The sequence below is a fragment of the Salinicoccus sp. Bachu38 genome, from assembly GCF_038561955.2.
In the GTDB taxonomy this organism is placed as follows: Bacteria; Bacillota; Bacilli; order Staphylococcales; family Salinicoccaceae; genus Salinicoccus; species Salinicoccus bachuensis.
In genome coordinates this window covers 1,141,773-1,156,408 of the sequence record NZ_CP138333.2, presented here as the reverse complement: position 1 = coordinate 1,156,408, position 14,636 = coordinate 1,141,773, and the positions used below count along the sequence as shown (strand labels likewise).

Sequence of the window (14,636 nt, the reverse complement as noted above, 5' to 3'; positions counted from 1 at the left end):
GTTGGAGGTTTTTATATTTATGCAACACCGTTCTATTCAAAGAAGCCTTTAAAGCCGATACTATGCATGCTATCAGATAAACTTTGTCTGTCACCTTCTCTCGACAACCCCAGCGTACGTAAACCTTCCACGACACCTACGACATATGTACCGCTTCTCATACCCTTTCATATTCCTGCTGAACTGGTACCTGCACTTCCTGCATTCATACAGGTGGCTCTCTCCCCTATACATGTGAGTCCGTGTCCTGGAAATCCCCAGGCGGTCGAGGGTCCTGATGAATGTTGCGTCCGAATCCCTGTAGGGCTGATTTTTGGCGAAGAGTGCATAGTGGACACATTCATGGTACAGCACATCGAGGATGGTTTCAGTGGAATTATTACTGATGAAAGTGTGGGACATCACAATCTCCATCTCCTTGTCTTGTGCTTTGCCCCGTATGTATTTGATGCGGAAGGCGCCAAGTTTTGACTTCATGCGTTTTGAAATCCGGATGGGTATATCGAGTGGCATGCCGAATTCCCGTTTGAGGAATGTATCCGCATGCCGCTCCAGCTGTATCTGTTCCATGTCTATCGACCTCTTTTTTCTGATCTTACAGTTTCCTTCATTTTCTCATATTTTACGTGCTGATGGACATTCATTTCAGCAGAAAAAAAGCCAGGATATAATTTATCCTGGCTTCATCTATTGATTAGAACAATTCTTTCGCAAGCAGCTTGTAGACATCGAGACGTGTCTCCTGCGCGTGCGGAATGCTGACGATCATTGCTTCGTCGAAGCCGTACATCTCCTGCTCCGCCTGAAGCTTTTCGGCCACTTCCTTCGCCGATCCGACGATATGGAGCGGACGGCGCTGCTCGATCTTCATCTTGTCCATCTCGGTGAGTGGATAGTCTTTGGCTTCTTCAGGTGTGAGGGATTTCGCAATCCTGCCCTGGGAGAGCCAGAGGCCTGCAATGTCCTGGGGCCGTGCCTGGTATTCCGCTTCTTCCTTCGTCTCCGCCGCCGTCACCATGTAGCACACGTTGATTTCCGGCTTCTCCATGAAGGCTGAAGGCTTGAAGTTCCTTCTGTAGGCATCGAGTATTTCGCGGCTGAGTTCACCATTGAAGAACTGTGCGAAGGAGTATCCGACGCCCATCTTGGCCGTCTCGATGGCACTGTTGCCGCTTGACCCGAGCATCCATGCTTCCGGCAATGTTACATCGTCGGGCACTGCAGGGGTCGAGCCGAACAGTCTGCCTTCCGGTGTCTCGTCATTAATCAGCTGAAGCGCAATCTGATACTTCTCATACATATTGTCCATCTCGGGGCGCTTGCCTTCAGACAGTGCATATACCGCCCTGCCGTCTCCACCGGGTGCACGGCCCACGCCGAAGTCGATCCGTCCGGGTGAGAATGCACTGAGCGTCTTGAACACTTCAGCCATCTTCAGCGGTGAATAGTGCATCATCATGACACCACCTGTGCCGATGCGGATATTCTCAGTCTTTGCCGCAAGCCTTGCTGCCGTGATTTCCGGAGCGGAGCTAACGACGGACTCGATGCCGTGGTGTTCGGCCATCCACATGCGGTAATAGCCGAGTTCGTCAGCAAGAACAGCGAGTTCCTCCGATTTTCTCAGCGCGTCCACGCCGGTGTTGCCTTTTGTCACAGGTGCCTGGTCCAGTACACTTAATCTCATCATTAACATCCTTTTCTTTGTCTGTCGTTTAATCTGGTGCCGCTATTGTTCGAAGAGTCTATTGAGCTCCTGTTCACGCTTCAGCTTTGCAGGTGTCACGTCATTGCCGAGCGGATCGATGACCGTAAGCCCGGCGAGGTTGTCGAGCACCTGTCCGCGGAACTGGCGCATATAGTCTTCCCTCAACTGCCGCTGTTCCGCACGCTCTTCGTCCGTCAGGCCGATGCGCTTCTGCTTTCTTGCCAGCTCATTGATTCTATCAAGTCCTATAATCATATTTACCATCTACCTTTTAATATTTATACTCACTCTCTATTGCGACATTTTTCTCTGTTTACTCAAATATGCTAGACGACCATCTTTTCATCCAGCCACTTTCTGAGGCCGGCCATCCGGCTGCTGTATTGCTCCGTCTGAAGCTTCTCGGTCAGGGAAGCAATGGTCTCCCTTTTGAGTACGAATTTCCATGAGTCCTCCGCCTCATCCATCAGGCTGCCGAGGATGCAGTGCTCATCATCACTCCCCAGTTCGAGCATGCCATCGAAGATGCCGCTCGGTGTATAGAGGGACTGCTGCCCTTCTATAGCGACATATATATCATACACACGGATATCCTCCGGGCGTTTCTTCAGCTTGAAACCGCCTTTGGTGCCGGGTACGGAAGTGATCAGATCCGCACTGCCCATTTTCCTGAGCAGCTTCTGAAAATACGTGGGAGACGCGCCGATCTGCCTGCTGATCTCTTCGCTGTGCAGCACTGCCCCATCCGGGAGCATGTTGAGCAGCAGGGCAGCATAGACCGACTGTTCAACCCCTGTCTTCATTTTCATGTCCTGATCACTTCCTTTCCGTATAAACTGGATAATTGTTGTCCAGATTGAAGTAAATTGTAACAGAAACATCCATTCTGTTCAAATGGGACGACTTGAACATAAAAAACAGTACAGAATTTATCTGTACTGTTAAACATTCATGATTCCATCTTCAACAGTCTACGCGCATTCCCCTCCATAATCTTGGTCATGATGTCAGGAGGCATGTGAAATGATGAGATCCAGGTCCGGATACTTATCCAGTACGCGGATCAGCTGTCTGGGATGGATATAGTCATAGTCCGCCCCCTCAGCCAAAAGTGTAATCAGCATGCTGAGCGTCATGCAGAATGGCAGATCATGCTCCATGCATGCCTCGAATATCGGATCCAGACTTGGGTCACCAATGGGAGTGAGCGGCCTGATTTTGGCGGGGTTCGCTGCTACGCCATGGAACTTCCCTGTGGCGGCATACTTGTGGATGGTCTCCACCGCTTCTTCCACCGGCATGTCCTCAATGCCTATGAAACCAAAGAACCGCTTTCCCTCGCTGCCGGAGAGGAAATTCAGCAGTTCTGCGTTCGAGCTGCCTGCCTGATTGTTTCTTCCCAGAATCACGGAATGGGTAACCCCCTGGTTGTCCATCTCATCAAGTACATCCTCCAGACTGGTCGTTTCTGTCGGTGTGACATCCTTCAGTACACTGAACCTCTCCAATACCGAGGTCCTTCCCTGTTCAAAAAGTGATTCCCATTCTGGAATCGGTGCCTTCATCTTGAAGTCGATTGCCATATCATATACGCCTCCTCATCTTGCTGTCAGTCCGCCGTCGATTACACATTCGGCACCGGTAGTATAACTGGATTCATCAGAGGCCAGGTGCAGTACGAGATTGGAGACTTCCTCCTTCGTCAGCACCCTGCCAAGCGGCCGGTCACCCGCCACGCTGCCTCCTCCGGCATTCTCGGAAAACATGTCCGTATTCACAAGGCTCGGGTGGATTGAATTGACCCGAATACCGTACTGTCCGAGTTCGAGGGCCGCAACTTTCGTCATCCCGGTCACCGCAAACTTCGAGGCGCTGTAGGCGATGCTCTCCAGACGCCCCCGTATTCCGCCGATGGATGAGATATTGATGATGGAGCCTTCTCCTGCCTGTTTCATGGAAGGCACGACGGCTTTCATCCCCAGGAATACCGCTTTCTGATTCACTTCTATTACACGATCATATGCATCCTCTGAAAACTCCTCCATTGCAGCACTGTAGTTTATGCCTGCATTGTTGACCAGTACACTGACAGGGCCAAAGGTGTGCGCCGCTTCCTCTATTACGCTTCCCCAGGCATCTGCATCCGTCACATCCTGTTCCAGGAATAGAACATCCGGCCCGATATCCTCCTGCAAAGCTTTCCCCGCTTCGATATCCAGATCCGTAAACACTACCTTTGCCCCTTCAGAGGCAAGCTTTTGCACATGGGAAGCGCCCATGCCCCTGGCGCCCCCGGTAACTATCGCAACTTTTCCGTCCACTCTTTTCATAGAAACTCCCCTATCCATCAGATGCTATTCCTCAGCACTTACGGTCACATCTTCACCAAACCATTCATTGGAGATTTCAGACAAAGTGCCGTCCTCCCTCATTTCCTGGAGGGCACCATTGATCTCCTCGATGAGCTGGTTATTCTCTTCGGTTTTGGCAAATGGCAGAGCGACCAGTTTTTCTCCAAATGCCTCTTCCGTAACCCTGAGCGGAATCCCCTTGTCCTGTATTTGTGCAAGCAGCGTCTCCCTGCCGGTGACAAAGGCATCAATATTTCCAGTAGCCACATCGCTGATGATGACATCCATGGTGTCGTAGTTCACCAGTTCTATTCCATCCGCCTGGTCCTGGGCCTTCAGAACATCACCATAGTTCGACCCGGTGACATTGGCTACCCGTTTGCCCTGGACATCCTCCAGCGAATTGATGTCTTCATTGTCCTGCGCGACCCCAAGTCCTGCTCTGGAATAGTAATAGGGATCGGTATAGTTGTACTTTTCCTGCCTTTCCGGTGTTACTGCGAAATTGGCCAGTGTATCCACCTTGCCGGTCTCGAGGGAAGCCAGAGCGCCCGTCCAGTCCGTCAGCGACCATTCGATTTCATATCCCAAGCGATCGAAGACTTCCTGATAGACATCTGCGCTGAACCCTTTGACTTCACCATTTTCCGAATACACTTGCGGGTATCCATCCGGTGTCGAACCAATTTTTATAACATTACCTGCTTCCTCTTCATTGGCACTGGATTCTCCACATGCACTCATGACGAGTACAAATGTTAACGCCAAAAACATATACCATTTCCTCATAAACTCTGCCTCCATCTATAAAATAAAATCATACTTTTATGCTATGCTTTCATTCCTAACAATATATCATTCTATAGGGAGGACCACAATCGCACCTTTTATAGATGATTTAACGTTTCCTTATAGACCTTTTAAATAAGTGATGAAGATATAAAAAAACAGACTCAGCGAGCCTGTTGATTATATAGTCTGTATTTTATTCAATTTCAATTTTTTAAAGCCATCATCACCTATGAATGGATGACCGCTTTCAATAATGCTTCCGGAAGCCCCCTATTGGTGTTGGAACTGTCCGTGATCATCATCCCGTTTGCTGCCTCTTGCAGTGCCATTTGCTCACCTTTTAACAGGAAATACATTGCAATGCCTATTAGCGCAGCAATTGTCACATAGATGATCAGCCGCTTCTTTGAATATCTTTCCTTATTAACCACAATCATTGCAATGGCACCAACTAGAAAGGCAGTGATAAGACTTATTTTAAAGATTATTACTGTCATGATGATTGACAGGACAATCAATACAGCCACCCTTGCTTTCCGCTTTTCTGCATCAGTCCTGACTTTCTTGGCCAGTACAGGAGTAAATATAATAATCCCCAATAGACCAGACCATGCCCAAATATTGATAGAGCATCTTCCTTTCAGCAATCCTTTAAATATGGAAAATCAAGCATATCAATACTATCATAACTATCGAAAAAATGGGCGTGTTCAAAGTGATGGATGCCGGACGGATAATTAGAGAAAAATCCACATGCCCCATGGATATAAAAGATGACCCCGGGTGAATACCGGAGTCATAAGTAATTTCACCAGTGAAGTTTCAACACTTTAATCAAATGCAAGAATCGACTGGTAGTATGCAGCCACAGGATGATAGTCCGTTTTAGGAGGGGAGGTTTTCACATCACTATAAGGCTGGTTCTCCCTGTTCAGCAATTTGTACCAGCCACCATGCGCATGATCCATCAGATGCTCCGATGAATACTGGAACAGCTGGTCGTAGGCATCCCAGTAGAATGCATTGTCGGTCTTGGCCGCCAGGAGTGATGCAGCGGAAATGGCTTCTGCCATCACCCAGTAGTTCTTGTCATCATCGATGACTTTCCTTTCCGGAGATAACGCAAAGAAGATGCCGCCGTATTCCTGGTCCAAGCCGAGATCCCAGCCTTTATGGAATAGTGCTTCAGACCTCTCGAGCATCCAAGGTTCTGACTGATGCCTATCCAGCCACATCAAAAGCTTGCTCCACTCAAACTGGTGTCCGGGTACAAAACCGAACGGACGGAATTCGTCTTTGGTGTTGTTCTTATTGAATTCCCAATCGGGTTGCCACTCCGGTGTATAGTTCTCCCAGACCATGCCACCGGAACGCTCTGCCAGTTTCCCGGTCACACCTTCAGCCAGGGTATATGCCTTATCCAGATACTTCTCTTCCCCGGTCGCTTCATATGCAGTCAGCATTGCTTCGCACATGTGCATGTTCGGATTTTGGCCCCTGTAAGACGAAAGAGACGTCCAGGCGGCGTTCCATTCGTCTTTGTAGAATCCATGTTCGGGGTCCCAGAAATGCGTCTCCAATACTCCATACACATTATCCAGAACGTCTTTCGCTTCTTCGACGCCCGCTTCATACGCGATTGCGGATGCAAGAAGCGTAAAGGCATGCCCGTAGGCCATCTTTGAATCGTTCTCCACATCGGTGCCTTTCAACTCGAAGAAGTAGCCATTATTATCCTGATCCAGGTGATGTTCCTTCAGGAAACGGATGCCGTGTCGTGCTGATTCAAGGCACCATTCGGGACCATCCAGTATGGCACCTATGCTGAAGATGTAGATGTATCGGTTCGTCGCCACCAGATGCTTTGTGACGGTATCGTTGATTGAACCATCGTCCAGAAAGCCGTTGATATAACCGCCCTTTTCATGGTCGATGCAGGCAGGATAGTAGAAATCCAATATCTTGAATACCTGCTTTCTCAATTCCGCTTCATCTTTGAAGTCGATGGATGAATCAAGTGAATCTGCCATTTGCTCATTCCTCCTATAGTAAAATTAATAAAAACTGCAGAAAATGGAGTGTTTCATTTTTCTGCAGTTCTGCTCTGTGGATGGGTGCCCGGCTGAGCAAAGAAGTCACATTCACCTTTACCAGCCGTTCCATCACATATTCATATTTTCAATCAGACGGGTCAGGATGAGATGTACGTCCCACCATTTACATGGATGAACTGGCCGGTCATATAGGCGGATCCTTCCGAAGCCAGCAGAATGTAAGGTTCGACCAGATCTGCAGGCTGTCCAGGACGGCCGAGAGGGGACGAGACACCAAATGATTCCTGCATATCGGTCGGCATCGTAGCCGGAATCAGCGGCGTCCAGATTGGGCCAGGTGCAACACCGTTCACCCGGATGCCTTTCTCGGCAAGCTCCTGGGCGACCGAACGGGCAAAAGCGACTATGGCACCTTTGGTGGATGTATAGTCAATCAGTGCCTTATTGCCGACATATGCATTGATTGATGTCGTATAAATCAGGCTGTCTCCAGCCTGCAGATGCGGAATTGCGGCTTTCGTAAAATGCACCATCGCAAAGAAATTGACGTCAAATGTGTGTTTGAACTGCTCAGCGCTGATGTCCACGACGCTGTTCTTCACTTCCTGCCGCGCAGCATTGTTGACCAGAATATTCAGCTTGCCGTGCTTTTCAATCACTTCTTCCACCACTTTAAAGCAGAATGCTTCATCCGCAATGTCCCCCGCATGCAGCGTACACGTTACACCCTCCTGCTCGACCCGCTGCTTTGTATCCTCGGCGTCTTCATGCTCATCCAAGTAGGAAATTGCGATATGTGCCCCTTCCTTTGCATAGCCGATGGCAACTGCTTTTCCGATTCCGCTGTCACCGCCGGTAATCAGGGCAACTTTTCCTTTCAGCTTGCCGGAACCGACATGGCTTTCCAGTTCATAGACCGGTTCAGGCTCCATTTCCCTTTCTACTCCGGGCTGCTGGGACTGCGTCTGTGGCTTCACACCATCTGATAAATACGTCTGTTTATCGAGTTCACTCATTATAAAATGCCTCCTTGGAGAATTATTAAAGTCACTCTTTCAGTACCACTTCATGGAAAAGCTAAACGCTTTCCAGCAATCCAAATGTCTATCCTTTAATCATTCCACTGTGATTCAAAATGCTTCAGTTTGCAGTTGTGATATTTCTGTCCCCCGCGCTTTTATTTTATAATGAGGAAAGATGAAAGGAGATACATAGTATGGAAATCAAAGAAATAAAAGATATTCAGAACGACCGGGAGGAATTGTCACGGCTATTCCAGGAAGTCGTGGCCCAGGGCGCCTCCATGAACTACCTGCACCCGATGAGTGATGAAACAGCCATCCGCTATTGGGATGGCGTCCTGTCCGCCCATGTCCATCTATACGTCGCCATACTGGATGGACAGATAGCAGGTACAGTCCAGCTGCATCTCAGCGATAAGGAAAACGGACAGCACCGGGCGGAAATCGCCAAACTGATGACGCATCCAGCTGTCCGCAGGAAAGGTGTCGCAAAATCATTGCTGCAGCATGCAGAACAGGCGGCCATCCGGAAAAATAGGTGGCTGTTGATGCTGGATACCGAAAAGGATGGTCCGGCAAATGTCCTCTACCAGGCGGAAGGATATAAGCTCATTGGTGAAATCCCTGAGTATTCACAGGATCCATTTGGAGAATATAAGAATGTAAATGTCTACTACAAGCTTTTGAAATGACCTAAAAGAAGATTGGATATATTGGAGACAGCTTTCCACGTCTGGTTCTCTTTTTATATATTCATTTCTTTATATATAGGGACTAATGGGTAATACTATGTATGAACTAGAATTCCTTCTGTTCTACTTATAAGTAATACCATAATTTCTAAAGGAGTTTTAACATGTCTGGAAATAAATTTGTAATGATCACGGGATCGACTTCCGGTATCGGCTTTGAACTGGCAAAACTATTCGCGAAAGACAACTATGATGTGGCCATGTCCGGCTCAAGTGAGAAAATCTACGAATCAGCGAAAGAAATCGAGAAATTGGGTGTCGAGACCTACCCGCTTCAGGCAGATGCATCCACCTATGAAGGGGTCGAGGATTTCTGGAAATTTGTAGAAGGCAGGAATCGCAAGCTCGATGCAGCCGTATTGAATGTCGGTGTCAGTCTGGGCGGTGCTTTCATTGATAATAATCTTGAAGAGGAACTGAAGCTGATCGATATCAATATTTCCGGGACTGTCCATACAGCCAAACGTGTCGTGAATCATATGGTACCGAACAAGGAGGGAAACATTCTGATCGTCTCTTCCCTTTCCGCCACCCTTCCTACGCCATATGAAACAGTCTATGGTCCTTCGAAAGCGTTCGCCTTCATGTTTGCCGAGGCGCTAAGAGAGGAACTTAAAGATACAGGAGTCAATGTGACAGCTATGCTTCCTGGTGCGACCAACACGGACTTCCACCACAATGCCGGTATGGATTCAACCTACTTCGGTGACGACAGCATCAAGAATGATAAGAAAGAAGTTGCCAAGCAGGGCTATGAAGCACTGATGAACAGGTTGGACCATGTCGTCTGTGGTGATGAAGAAACGAAGAAACAGGCAGAGGAAAATAGAAGAACACCTGAGCCTGTCAAAGCGGCAAACCATGCCAAGAAGGCCAAACCTCAGGAATAAGGAGAGAAAAAAGATATGAAGAATGTTGAATTTCACAATGGAAATACGATGCCACAAGTGGGCCTGGGTGTATTCAGGGTTGAAGATGGTGAAGAATGTAAAAATGCAGTCAAACATGCGATTGTAAATGGCTACCGCAGTATCGACACGGCCATGATATACAAAAATGAAAAGAGTGTCGGAGAAGGGATCAAGGAAGGCATCAAGGAAGCGGGGATCGACCGCTCCGATCTTTTCGTAACTTCCAAACTATGGTTTGACGACTATGGTCAGGGAAATGTGGAGAAGGCCTACGATACTTCTTTGGAAAATCTGCAGCTCGACTATCTGGACCTGTACCTCGTACATTGGCCGGGCACGGATGAAGAGCTTATGATTCAGACATGGCAGGAGATGGAACATCTGTACAATAACGACCGGGTCGAAAACATCGGCGTCAGCAACTTCATGATTCCACACTTGGAAAGACTTCTGCAGCGGACGGATGTCAAGCCGGTCATCAACCAGGTGGAGTATCACCCCTACCTTGTCCAGAATGATTTGAAGCTGTTCCTGGAGTCCCGTAAGATCATCATGGAATCCTGGTCACCACTGATGAACGCCAAAATACTGACTGATGAGACCATCAATGAGATTGCGGAAGAAACCGGCAAGTCTCCAGCCCAGGTTGTCATCCGCTGGAATATTGAAAATGGTCTCGTCACCATTCCGAAGTCGGTGACACCTGAGAGAATCGAAGAAAATATAGACGTATTCGATTTCTCCCTCAGTGATGCGCAGATTAACCGGATCGACCAGTTGAATAAAGATACTCGCATTGGTTCGGACCCTGCCACATTCAATGGCAAGAAATAGGAAATCACCATTCAAAAATATAATATGAACACAAAAGATACCCCTGGCGGAGAACATGAACATCAGCCAAGGGTATCTTTACTATAATATAGTGTGCTTCATTAACAGGTAATGCACATATCGTATTGGGAACTCCATAATCATCTGAAGTGCAAAAGTCAGTCGGCAACCGGCCGATGCCTCACAAAGCCAAGGAATATGAGCAGTGCCCCAATACTGCACAGGATGATGACGAGCCCCATGGGCCATGCCGCCTCGTCCCCTGCCATACCAACTAGCGGAGATACGAGTGCACCGCCGATGAATGGCAGCAGACCAAGGAACGCTGAAGCGCTGCCGGCGGATTTCTTCTGGTTCTGCATTCCGAGCGAGAAGGCAGTCGTCGACACCATGCCGACACTGGATACGACCAGTAGCAGAGCGATGAGCATCGGCAGGAGGGACAGCTCCAGCACGACGACCAATATGAGCAGCAGGCTGCCGATGACGGACATCGACACGCCCACCAGCAGTATCCTCACTTCATCCACCGATGAGGACAGTCTTCCAGCAACCTGGGCCGCCACGATGATACCGAGACCATTCATCGCGAATATGAGCGAGAACTGCTGCGGAGAAACTTCATAGATGTTCTGCAGGACAAAAGGCGAACCAGCTATGTAGGCGAACATGGCGGACATGATCAGCGCCTGGGTGAAGGCGATGCCCATGAAAACCTTGTCTTTGAAGAGGTCGCCGAACGTTTTGACGACGGCAAACATGCTGCCCTCTGAACGGTTCGATTCCTCCAGTGTCTCCTTGAACATGAAGGAAACCGACAGGAGCAGGAGCACCCCGATGGCTGCGATGACCAGGAAGACGACCGGCCATGAACCGAAACTGAGGATCATGCCGCCTGAAATTGGGGCAAGTATCGGTGCCGCCCCATTGACCAGCGCCAACAGTGCAAATGCCTTCGTCAACTCTTTTCCCATGTACATGTCCCTTGCCGCCGCCCGGGCGATGACGATGCCTGCTGCGCCTGTGAACCCCTGGATGAAGCGAAGCAGCACGAACACCCAGATGTTGCCGGTGAAGGCACACAGTGCTGAGACCACCGCATATATGGCCAGTGTATACAGAAGCGGTCGTTTCCGCCCCATGATGTCGCTGAGCGGCCCAAAGATGAGCTGACCGGCTGCAAGACCGATCAGGCAAGCCGTCAGGCTGAGCTGGGCGAGCGATGCAGTGGTGTCGAGGTCGGTTGCAACAATCGGCAGTGCCGGCAGATACATGTCCATCGACAATGGGCCGATTGCAGTCAGCAGACCAAGCAGTACGACAATCCAGAACTTCCGGGTTTTTTCTTCCTGAGTCAAGTTCATGCGGCATCTCTTCTTCCGTTTGGTGATTTAAAATATAAAAACCAGTATATCACATGTTAATTTATACAAAACTTATGTAAAACTAAGTCAGATAGTTAAAAATTATGATTTATAATAGAATGAGAATCAAAAATTCAGTAGGAACTTCTCCTTGTTTATGGAACACCCCCCTTTCTATATACCATAATATAATGAAACACTAGAATATTATTAAACAAACTCCAATGAACTCTTATTAAATAAGACTATCAGTAAATAATAGAAACATATATTTTATATGACCGATAAAAGGTATAGCAGAATATCATCACTATTTTTTAGTTAAAATTATTTCTAAAAAACAAAACTCCCTAAGGCTAACAGAATTACCTGTGCACCTAAAAGGGAGCTTAATATTGTCTTAATATCCATTTTATCTTAAACATATAAATATTGGTTCTTTAATTACTTCTTGCCCTACTTAGTTTAACACTTCTGCTAGGCATTATATTTATTAAGCCTGTAAAGTGACTAATAATGAGTAGTATAATCACTATCCCTATTGCTCCCAATCCAATTAATAATGCGCCACTGTTCACTACTAGAACTGGGATAATAGAAGTTATTAGTCCTCCACCTAAAATAGGGCTGTAAAATGGTGCTCTCAACGCGAACCCTTGCCCTGCTTCAGTCTTCATTTCAGGATCAGCGGTTCTTAGCAGCATTAAACCAATAGCTGTTACACCGCTATATGCTCCATAATGAACTATTGCGTTTTCAAACCATTCTTCAGGGAAGAATTTTGGACCCAGGTAATAAAAATACCATAGTAAAAGGGCAATAGAAACTGCTGTAATAATTAACAATGGTAAAGCAAAGTTAATAACTACCGGTATTTGTATAGAAGCTACTGCTCCTAAAACTAAGAAATCTAGTGCCAATCCTTGTATACGATTTAAAGTATGCTTATCAATTGTGACACTATATTTCGTCCTCATAATTATAGCATTTACTATTAGCCCTCCAATCATCGCCAACGGAAATAGTGGTATGCCTGTGACAAACAAAGTGACAAATTGCTGTATAAACCAACCGATAATAACTGCTATGGAGATCAACCCTAGATGAAAAGCATAACCTTCTACCATGTCAGGATTTAAAGTGCCTTTTGAATTGAGTTTTTGGTTTTCAATGTTAATTAGATCGTCTTTATTTTCACCTTTAATTTCTTCAGTACTCTTTACTACAGAAGTGTACCCCTTCTTGACCCCGTGATTAATCATGATTACACCGGAGATTATTCCAAATACTATAGCTATCGTTGCAGTAGTAACAGCCAGTGAACCACCTTCTGCCCAGCCAAGGTCTGTATAAACTTCCATCATTCCTGCTGCAGTTCCATGACCACCTGCCCATCCTACTTCTATAATAGTCCCAAACATTTCATTCAAATCAAAAAGTGGCACTATTACTAAAGCAGCTACGACTAATGGCACCCCTATTTGAAGCAGACTTGCTGTATAGCTATACACTAAGTGTCTTAACATTAATTTTGATTTGCCTTTGCTATCGCTTTTTCTCATTCCTAGTAGCATAGGCGCAAAAACAATAGAAATGAGTATACCAGCCAAGCTACCCCAAGTTGAAACCATAGCTTCAGAGAATAAGTTAAGTCCATATGGTCCTAATCCCAATCCAATAACACCTGCTATTAGAGCCGCTGGGATAAAGTACTTCTTGAAAATTTTGAATTTTAATCTAATAAATACAGCCAATACCAAGAGAAGTCCCATCATCATTATATAAAAAAATAAATTGTTTAAAGTTCCAGAATCGATCACTTCGTTAGGTAACATTAATGATCCCCCTTTGTTTATGCAAATCACATTGTAATTTGCTCCCCTTTTCTAAGCCTAACTGCATTATTATAAATTTCAGAAGCTAAAGCTACATCTTGTATCCCCATACCAACACTGTTAAAGTAAATAAATTCATCATCATTTTCTCTAGCGCTTTTCACACCATTGACTATTTGGCCTAATTCAGCGTGAATATTACTTTCATCAAACTTTCCCTCATTGTACATTATTGGTAAAGACTCAACCCCCCTATGCTTGAGTTCCTCCCAATCATCGACAACAACTTTATCAGCTAAATCGATTACACCAAAATGTGTTTCATGGCTACCTACGTGAAGATATAACATCCCTTTTTCTATCCATTCCTTTTTAATAATGGGTTCTTTTGTTACTGTTGCTGTAATGAACACATCTGATCCTCTAACAGCTTCTTCGGCTGTATCCACTACTTTGATAGGAAGGTTGACTTCAGTCGACATCTCTTCAGAAAATTGAATAGCTCTTCCTCTGTTCAAATCTGTGATTTTCACTTCTTCTAAATCCTTCAATACTTCTTTCATAGCTAATAATTGTGTTTTATTTTGAGCACCTGCACCGACTAAACCTAAAGTTTTTGAGTTTTTCTTAGCAAGATATTTTGCTGCCACCCCTGAATTTGCTCCGGTTCTCATAGCACTAATTAACATGCCATCGAGAATAGCTTTAGGAAAAAGCGTTTCATAGTCATTTAGCACTATTACTGCTGAAGCTCTAGGCAAGTTAAAGTCATCTGGATTTTTGGGAGCGCTTCCAATCCATTTTATACCAATAGCATTAAAATTACCTCCGATTGATGCCGGCATTGAGTTTACTCTGCCGAGTGAACTTTCAGATGCCAAATCCCCCCATCTTAAAACAGTTTTATTCGGTAAAACATACTCTTTTCTCTCATGTAGCGAGAAAACTTTTTCCATAGTTTCAATGGCAAACCCCATGTCATTTCCACCACAACTCTTAATGTCTTTTTGGTT

At 46.3% G+C, this 14,636-nt stretch carries 16 protein-coding genes; 3 read left to right on the top strand and 13 right to left on the bottom strand.

Going from position 1 to position 14,636, the window contains the following annotated elements:
• Positions 1–90: 90 nt before the first annotated feature.
• From RQP18_RS05700 to RQP18_RS05655, 10 genes are all read right to left on the bottom strand, one after another.
• On the bottom strand, positions 91–570 hold the full coding sequence (locus RQP18_RS05700) for a SprT-like domain-containing protein (RefSeq protein WP_342389191.1): 480 nt from the start codon (positions 568–570) through the stop codon (positions 91–93).
• A 124-nt stretch (positions 571–694) separates the two neighbouring features.
• Entirely contained in the window at positions 695–1,687 is a 993-nt protein-coding gene (locus RQP18_RS05695) for an LLM class flavin-dependent oxidoreductase (protein ID WP_342389190.1), read from the bottom strand.
• 42 nt (positions 1,688–1,729) lie between these two features.
• Positions 1,730–1,963: a DUF896 domain-containing protein gene (locus RQP18_RS05690; RefSeq protein WP_124010123.1), complete on the bottom strand. Its 234-nt coding sequence runs from the start codon at positions 1,961–1,963 to the stop codon at positions 1,730–1,732.
• 71 nt (positions 1,964–2,034) lie between these two features.
• On the bottom strand, positions 2,035–2,517 hold the full coding sequence (locus tag RQP18_RS05685; RefSeq protein WP_342389189.1) for an RrF2 family transcriptional regulator: 483 nt from the start codon (positions 2,515–2,517) through the stop codon (positions 2,035–2,037).
• 198 nt (positions 2,518–2,715) lie between these two features.
• Positions 2,716–3,291, bottom strand: a complete 576-nt coding sequence (locus RQP18_RS05680) for an amidohydrolase family protein (RefSeq protein ID WP_342389188.1) — start codon at positions 3,289–3,291, stop codon at positions 2,716–2,718.
• A 15-nt stretch (positions 3,292–3,306) separates the two neighbouring features.
• A complete protein-coding gene (locus RQP18_RS05675) occupies positions 3,307–4,038 on the bottom strand; it encodes a glucose 1-dehydrogenase (protein WP_342389187.1) in 732 nt (243 codons plus the stop codon).
• A gap of 24 nt (positions 4,039–4,062) precedes the next feature.
• Positions 4,063–4,848 carry a transporter substrate-binding domain-containing protein gene (locus RQP18_RS05670; protein WP_342389186.1) on the bottom strand — a complete coding sequence of 262 codons (786 nt, stop codon included), beginning with the start codon at positions 4,846–4,848 and terminating at the stop codon, positions 4,063–4,065.
• Positions 4,849–5,078: 230 nt separating this feature from the next.
• Positions 5,079–5,498, bottom strand: a complete 420-nt coding sequence (locus RQP18_RS05665) for a hypothetical protein (protein WP_342389185.1) — start codon at positions 5,496–5,498, stop codon at positions 5,079–5,081.
• 183 nt (positions 5,499–5,681) lie between these two features.
• A complete protein-coding gene (locus RQP18_RS05660) occupies positions 5,682–6,881 on the bottom strand; it encodes an AGE family epimerase/isomerase (RefSeq protein ID WP_342389184.1) in 1,200 nt (399 codons plus the stop codon).
• A 161-nt stretch (positions 6,882–7,042) separates the two neighbouring features.
• The gene (locus RQP18_RS05655) at positions 7,043–7,921 is read right to left on the bottom strand and encodes an SDR family oxidoreductase (protein WP_342389183.1); all 879 of its coding nucleotides are present in this window, start codon (positions 7,919–7,921) and stop codon (positions 7,043–7,045) included.
• A gap of 200 nt (positions 7,922–8,121) precedes the next feature.
• Between RQP18_RS05655 and RQP18_RS05650 the strand changes: the two genes are divergently transcribed.
• The 3 genes from RQP18_RS05650 to RQP18_RS05640 all read left to right on the top strand — a co-directional run bounded on the left by RQP18_RS05650 (position 8,122) and on the right by RQP18_RS05640 (position 10,424).
• Positions 8,122–8,619 (top strand): GNAT family N-acetyltransferase, encoded by a 498-nt coding sequence (locus RQP18_RS05650; protein ID WP_342389182.1) that lies wholly within the window; start codon positions 8,122–8,124, stop codon positions 8,617–8,619.
• A gap of 164 nt (positions 8,620–8,783) precedes the next feature.
• A complete protein-coding gene (locus RQP18_RS05645; RefSeq protein WP_342389181.1) occupies positions 8,784–9,569 on the top strand; it encodes an SDR family NAD(P)-dependent oxidoreductase in 786 nt (261 codons plus the stop codon).
• A 15-nt stretch (positions 9,570–9,584) separates the two neighbouring features.
• The gene (locus RQP18_RS05640; protein ID WP_342389180.1) at positions 9,585–10,424 is read left to right on the top strand and encodes an aldo/keto reductase; all 840 of its coding nucleotides are present in this window, start codon (positions 9,585–9,587) and stop codon (positions 10,422–10,424) included.
• A 158-nt stretch (positions 10,425–10,582) separates the two neighbouring features.
• On the opposite strand, the gene RQP18_RS05635 is transcribed toward RQP18_RS05640, so the two are convergent.
• The 3 genes from RQP18_RS05635 to RQP18_RS05625 form a co-directional block, all read right to left on the bottom strand.
• A complete protein-coding gene (locus tag RQP18_RS05635; RefSeq protein ID WP_342389179.1) occupies positions 10,583–11,788 on the bottom strand; it encodes a multidrug effflux MFS transporter in 1,206 nt (401 codons plus the stop codon).
• Between the two features lie 440 nt (positions 11,789–12,228).
• Positions 12,229–13,623 (bottom strand): sodium/glutamate symporter, encoded by a 1,395-nt coding sequence (locus RQP18_RS05630; RefSeq protein WP_342389178.1) that lies wholly within the window; start codon positions 13,621–13,623, stop codon positions 12,229–12,231.
• Positions 13,624–13,649: 26 nt separating this feature from the next.
• Positions 13,650–14,579: a hypothetical protein gene (locus tag RQP18_RS05625; protein WP_373446162.1), complete on the bottom strand. Its 930-nt coding sequence runs from the start codon at positions 14,577–14,579 to the stop codon at positions 13,650–13,652.
• Positions 14,580–14,636: the final 57 nt, after the last annotated feature.

Coding starts and splice junctions, on each gene's coding strand:
- RQP18_RS05655 (WP_342389183.1), bottom strand. CDS start 7,921: ATGAGTGAACTCGATAAACAGACGTATTTATCAGATGGTGTGAAGCCA.
- RQP18_RS05690 (WP_124010123.1), bottom strand. CDS start 1,963: ATGATTATAGGACTTGATAGAATCAATGAGCTGGCAAGAAAGCAGAAG.
- RQP18_RS05645 (WP_342389181.1), top strand. CDS start 8,784: ATGTCTGGAAATAAATTTGTAATGATCACGGGATCGACTTCCGGTATC.
- RQP18_RS05630 (WP_342389178.1), bottom strand. CDS start 13,623: ATGTTACCTAACGAAGTGATCGATTCTGGAACTTTAAACAATTTATTT.
- RQP18_RS05635 (WP_342389179.1), bottom strand. CDS start 11,788: ATGAACTTGACTCAGGAAGAAAAAACCCGGAAGTTCTGGATTGTCGTA.
- RQP18_RS05650 (WP_342389182.1), top strand. CDS start 8,122: ATGGAAATCAAAGAAATAAAAGATATTCAGAACGACCGGGAGGAATTG.
- RQP18_RS05695 (WP_342389190.1), bottom strand. CDS start 1,687: ATGAGATTAAGTGTACTGGACCAGGCACCTGTGACAAAAGGCAACACC.
- RQP18_RS05700 (WP_342389191.1), bottom strand. CDS start 570: ATGGAACAGATACAGCTGGAGCGGCATGCGGATACATTCCTCAAACGG.
- RQP18_RS05680 (WP_342389188.1), bottom strand. CDS start 3,291: ATGGCAATCGACTTCAAGATGAAGGCACCGATTCCAGAATGGGAATCA.
- RQP18_RS05675 (WP_342389187.1), bottom strand. CDS start 4,038: ATGAAAAGAGTGGACGGAAAAGTTGCGATAGTTACCGGGGGCGCCAGG.
- RQP18_RS05685 (WP_342389189.1), bottom strand. CDS start 2,517: ATGAAAATGAAGACAGGGGTTGAACAGTCGGTCTATGCTGCCCTGCTG.
- RQP18_RS05670 (WP_342389186.1), bottom strand. CDS start 4,848: ATGAGGAAATGGTATATGTTTTTGGCGTTAACATTTGTACTCGTCATG.
- RQP18_RS05640 (WP_342389180.1), top strand. CDS start 9,585: ATGAAGAATGTTGAATTTCACAATGGAAATACGATGCCACAAGTGGGC.
- RQP18_RS05660 (WP_342389184.1), bottom strand. CDS start 6,881: ATGGCAGATTCACTTGATTCATCCATCGACTTCAAAGATGAAGCGGAA.
- RQP18_RS05625 (WP_373446162.1), bottom strand. CDS start 14,579: ATGGAAAAAGTTTTCTCGCTACATGAGAGAAAAGAGTATGTTTTACCG.